Raw genomic sequence first — 4436 nt, forward strand, 5'->3', positions numbered from 1 at the left:
ACTTTCATGATGTGGGACAACGCCCCGGATCATGGAAGACTTCCACATTAAGCGCAAGCAGCTGATCGTTGCGCCAGGTGGTGGTAGTGTGTCGCTGCTTGCTCTGGGCAGAGGCCAAACGGTGAAGGCCGGGCAGCTGGTGGCGTCAATTGTCCCCTCCGATACGCTGCTGCAAGCGCACCTGTTCGCACCGAGCCGGACTGTGGGGTTTGTCCAAGTCGGACAACAGGTCTACTTACGGTATCAGGCGTTTCCGTTCCAGAAATTCGGACTACAACCGGCCACCATTGCTAGTGTCAGTCGCACGCCAATTGCGCCCGAGCAGTTACCTTCGTCGGTGGCTCACTTAGCTACGGGGCTAGGCGTGCGGGAGGCTCTCTACAGGCTCACGGTGGACCTAAAGGCTCAGCACGTCGTTGCCTATGGTGGCTTGACGCCACTGAAGGCAGGCATGACGCTAGACGCGGCGCTGATTCTTGATCGGCGGACTATCGCCGAATGGGTAATCGCTCCCCTTGTAGGCGTTGCCAGAGGGAGCGCAGCGATCCACTGACCATTCGGAGTCCAAGCGGCCGGCAGAGCTGGCGTAAGGAATCGCCCGGGTGTCACGACTCGGGCGTAAGTCTGGCAACGCTGCGGCGCGGCCAGAGAGGTAATGCACCGGCCTCGCTCTCGGTGCTTGATTGATAGGTGAAAGTCATGAAGGTATTGACCCCGCAACAAACGAAGGCCGTCTCTGGCGGCAACACGACGACGACAACCTGCACGAAAGCGGAAACCAAGCGCTGCAATCGAAGTGGCACGAAATGCACCACTGTGACTGTTGAGGTTTGCCGCGAGACCACCACTAGCAAGTAAGTGCTGCGAGCAGCGCCCTTGGGTAGATCTCAAGGGCGTTGCCCCTTCCCATGGAGCGAGAGAACTTTCGAGATGCGAAAGCGATTCGTCGCCTTATGTGCAGTATTGGTGTGGTCCGCGATGCCGCTGCAAGCTTCCAGCGATACCAGCGTGGCATCCATCACTGCAAAGCTAGAGGCGCTGCGGGCTGCAGAGCGATTGGCCGATGATGAACCAGTGCGCGTCGAGCGTCGCGGCCATGTGCTTGGTGTTGCGGGCCCAGTATCGACAAAGATGCTGACCGCGCTGCGTATGGAACTGGCGCGAGGCGGAGTCAGCACGCTGGCCATAAAGTCGAACGGCGGAGACGTCGAGGCGGGACAGGCCATCGGCCACCTCATCCACGAGGCTCGCCTCGTTGTCATAGTTGACGAGTACTGCATCTCCAGCTGTGCCAACTACATCTTCACTGCCGGCTCCAGACGTGTCATTCCCGACGGCGCCTACGTCGTATGGCACGGAAACAGCTTTCAGAAGGACGGGCGCGAGTTCGATCGTTGCGGGCGAACCGTCTCCACGCTCGATGGGCTTCCATGGCTGCCTGCCGAGATTGAGGAGCGCAGGCGTGACGCGGCCGGTGTTGCGAGACGTCAGGCTGAAGATGTCCGCTTCTTCAGGACGATCAGGGTGGACGAGTACATCGCGCGCGCCGGGCAAGAGCCGAAGAACTTCGGCAACTTCACGATGCCGGTGTCGTCGATGCAGCGACTGGGCCTCTCGGCAATTGACGCCCCGTCGGACTACGGAACCCCGCAGTACTGCGCGCGCGTGGCTTCGAAACGGCCATCGCTACAACTCCACTGCATCGTCGTTACCGAGGAGATGCTGTCGTACGAGCGCGCGAGGCGAACCCATGGCGAGTTGTGCGCCGCGGACGGCACGCTTCAGGTTAGGCCCCCCACCGACGCAAGCCCTCAAGGTACGACAGGGCGGCCCCGATGAGGGTGGTCCTGCAGAGCGAGGCGAACGAATGCGGGCTTGCGTGCGTGGCGATGATTGCCAGCGCACATGGCCTACACACAGATCTCGCCGAGCTACGGCGTCGCTTCCAAGTCTCGCTAAAGGGCGCCACGTTGGACCAATTGATCCGCCATGCGGAGATAATTGGTTTTGCCGCCCGACCACTGCGCCTTGAACTCGACGAGTTGACCGAGCTAGTCACACCATGTGTGCTGCACTGGGATCTAAATCACTTCGTCGTTCTGAAGCGCGTCAGTCGTGACCAAGCCACGATCCTAGACCCGGCGTTTGGCGAGCGTATTCTACCGCTCTCGACCGTGTCCAGGCACTTTACGGGTGTTGCACTTGAGTTAACGCCAACTACAGAGTTCAAGCCCGCTGACTTGCGGCGTCGGATTCGCCTCACTGATCTGACTGGTCGAATTACTGGCATGACGGGAGCCCTAGTGCAGCTCTTCTTGCTGGCGTTGGCTCTTGAGACCTTTGCTCTCGCTGCGCCACTCTTTAGTCAATTCGTGGTCGATGAAGTAGTCGTAGGCAACGATCGAGCGCTGCTGGATGTTCTGGTCATCGGCTTCGGCCTCTTGCTATTTGCTCAGACCGTGATCGCCGTCTTGCGCCAGTGGCTGATGATGCGGCTGGCTTTGGAGGTGAACTACCAGTGGGCAACGAGCCTGTTTGCTCACATGGTTAGGCTACCGGCGGCCTTTTTTGAGAAGCGGCACCTAGGAGACATCGTCTCGCGCTTCGGCTCGATGACCGCAATGCAGAACACTCTCACCACAGCGGTCATTGGGGCAGCCTTGGACGGAATCATGGCGCTGCTGACGTTAGCGATCCTGCTTGTGTACAGCCCTCCGCTGGCCGCGGTCGCGCTCACTGCCGTGGCCGCATACGCAGTGATCCGAGTTGGGCTTTACAAGCGGTTCCGTGAGGCCACGGAAGAGCGTTTGGTTATGGCCGCAAAGGAGGAGACGCACTTTCTCGAGACGCTGCGTGCGATGCTGCCGCTGAAGCTCGGCGGCCGCGAGACGGAGCGGAGGGCTCGTTGGCAGAACCTGCTCGCCGAAGTCTTCAACCGGGACGTGCGTATCGAGAGACTCAACATCGTCTTCAGCACCAGCCAGATTGCGATTACGGGAGCCACTGCACTCGCCGTCATGTATGTTGGCGCCAGATTAGTGATGAGCAGCGAGATGTCCATCGGCATGCTCATTGCCTTCACCAGCTACCAAGTCACATTCACAACACGTATGCAAGCGCTGATAGGCTACGCGTTCGAGTGGCGCATGTTGGGTCTGCATGCCGAGCGAGTGGCAGACATCGCGCTGGAACCTCCTGAGGCCGAGCCTCCGGTTGTGACAGAAGCCAGCCGCCTATCTCCGCGCATCGAGCTGCGCAACATTAGCTTCAGATACTCAGAGGGAGAGCCTTGGGTCCTCAGAGGACTTTCTCTCAGCGTGGACCCAGGCGAGTCGGTGGCAATAACCGGCCCCTCCGGGTCCGGGAAGAGCACGCTGATGAAGATCATGCTTGGTGTCTTGCAGCCCAGCGAGGGTGAGGTACTGATCGACGGCGTACCAATTCGAAAGCTCGGAATGCGCCAGTACCGTGGGCTGATTGGGGCGGTACTACAAGACGATCACATGCTCGCCGGTTCGATCTCCGAAAACATCGCCTTCTTCGATCCTCAGCCGGACGAAAGGCGAATAGCCGCAGCCGCTCGCTTAGCCGCGGTGGATAACGAAATCAACCGCATGCCAATGGGCTACCAAACGCTCGTGGGTGACTTGGGGACATCGCTGTCAGGCGGGCAAAAACAGCGAGTCCTACTGGCGCGCGCGCTTTACAAACGTCCAAGAATCCTAGTGCTTGATGAGGCGACTAGCCATCTCGATGTCCAAAACGAGTGCCTGGTTAACGCAGCCATTGCGCGCCTGAGGTTGACCCGCGTCATCGTCGCGCATCGGCCCGAAACCATCGCCAGCGCCAGCCGCGTCATCGCGATCAGGCTGCCGGCCGACGACGACGCGCCACCGGCTACCGCATGAGACGCACTTGCCTCTTCGGGACTTCCGGGGCAGTGAAGTAGTGAGCGTCTGGCCGCCCCATCTTGAACCGCGCAGGGGCGCCCCTGACGATGGGGCCCACCAATTCGAACAGGTGGGCACCTATGCAACCCAAATCTCTGAGGCGCGTGCACGGCTCTGAGTTCAAGACGCAGGTCCTGGCAGAGTGCCAGCAGCCGGGCGCGTCAGTGGCAGCCGTGGCGCTGGCCCACGGCCTGAACATCAACCTGCTGCGCAAGTGGCTCGTCGGCCGTGGCATCAAGCGCACCGGGCTGGCCGCGCCGAGGACGGTGACGCGCAAGCCGGTGGGCATCGACACACCGGTGTCGTCTCTGCAGTTCATCCCGGTGGAGATCGCGCCCGTGGTGGGTGAACGTCCAGTCCCGCCACCTTGACGGCGGACGGCCGATCAGCTCGGAGTTGGCGTCCAGCGATGCGGCAGCAACTCCTCGATTCTGCTGTTGAGCAGCGTCGGCAGGCGCTGCAGCACGTCGCGCAGGTAGGCCCAGG

5 protein-coding genes are annotated in these 4436 nt (G+C 60.8%); 4 read left to right on the forward strand and 1 reads right to left on the reverse strand.

Annotated elements, in window-relative coordinates; all coding sequences use genetic code 11:
• Positions 1–31: 31 nt before the first annotated feature.
• From ACOVRJ_RS01555 to ACOVRJ_RS01570, 4 genes are all read left to right on the forward strand, one after another.
• Positions 32–553 carry an HlyD family efflux transporter periplasmic adaptor subunit gene (locus ACOVRJ_RS01555; RefSeq protein ID WP_422042152.1) on the forward strand — a complete coding sequence of 174 codons (522 nt, stop codon included), beginning with the start codon at positions 32–34 and terminating at the stop codon, positions 551–553.
• 377 nt (positions 554–930) lie between these two features.
• Positions 931–1839, forward strand: coding sequence for a hypothetical protein (locus ACOVRJ_RS01560; RefSeq protein ID WP_422042153.1), 909 nt, complete (start codon positions 931–933; stop codon positions 1837–1839).
• Complete coding sequence (locus ACOVRJ_RS01565; protein ID WP_422042154.1) at positions 1836–3908, forward strand: peptidase domain-containing ABC transporter; 2073 nt, start codon at positions 1836–1838, stop codon at positions 3906–3908. Before ACOVRJ_RS01560 ends, ACOVRJ_RS01565 begins: the two co-directional genes overlap by 4 nt.
• Positions 3909–4030: 122 nt before the next feature.
• Complete coding sequence (locus ACOVRJ_RS01570) at positions 4031–4321, forward strand: transposase (RefSeq protein WP_422042155.1); 291 nt, start codon at positions 4031–4033, stop codon at positions 4319–4321.
• Positions 4322–4335: 14 nt separating this feature from the next.
• Here the strand turns inward: ACOVRJ_RS01570 and ACOVRJ_RS01575 are convergent.
• Positions 4336–4436, reverse strand: a 101-nt coding sequence (locus tag ACOVRJ_RS01575) for a transposase domain-containing protein (RefSeq protein WP_422042156.1), incomplete at its 5' end; no start/stop codon positions are given.

It is taken from the genome of Roseateles sp. (assembly GCF_049240545.1).
In the GTDB taxonomy this organism is placed as follows: Bacteria; Pseudomonadota; Gammaproteobacteria; order Burkholderiales; family Burkholderiaceae_C; genus Paucibacter_A.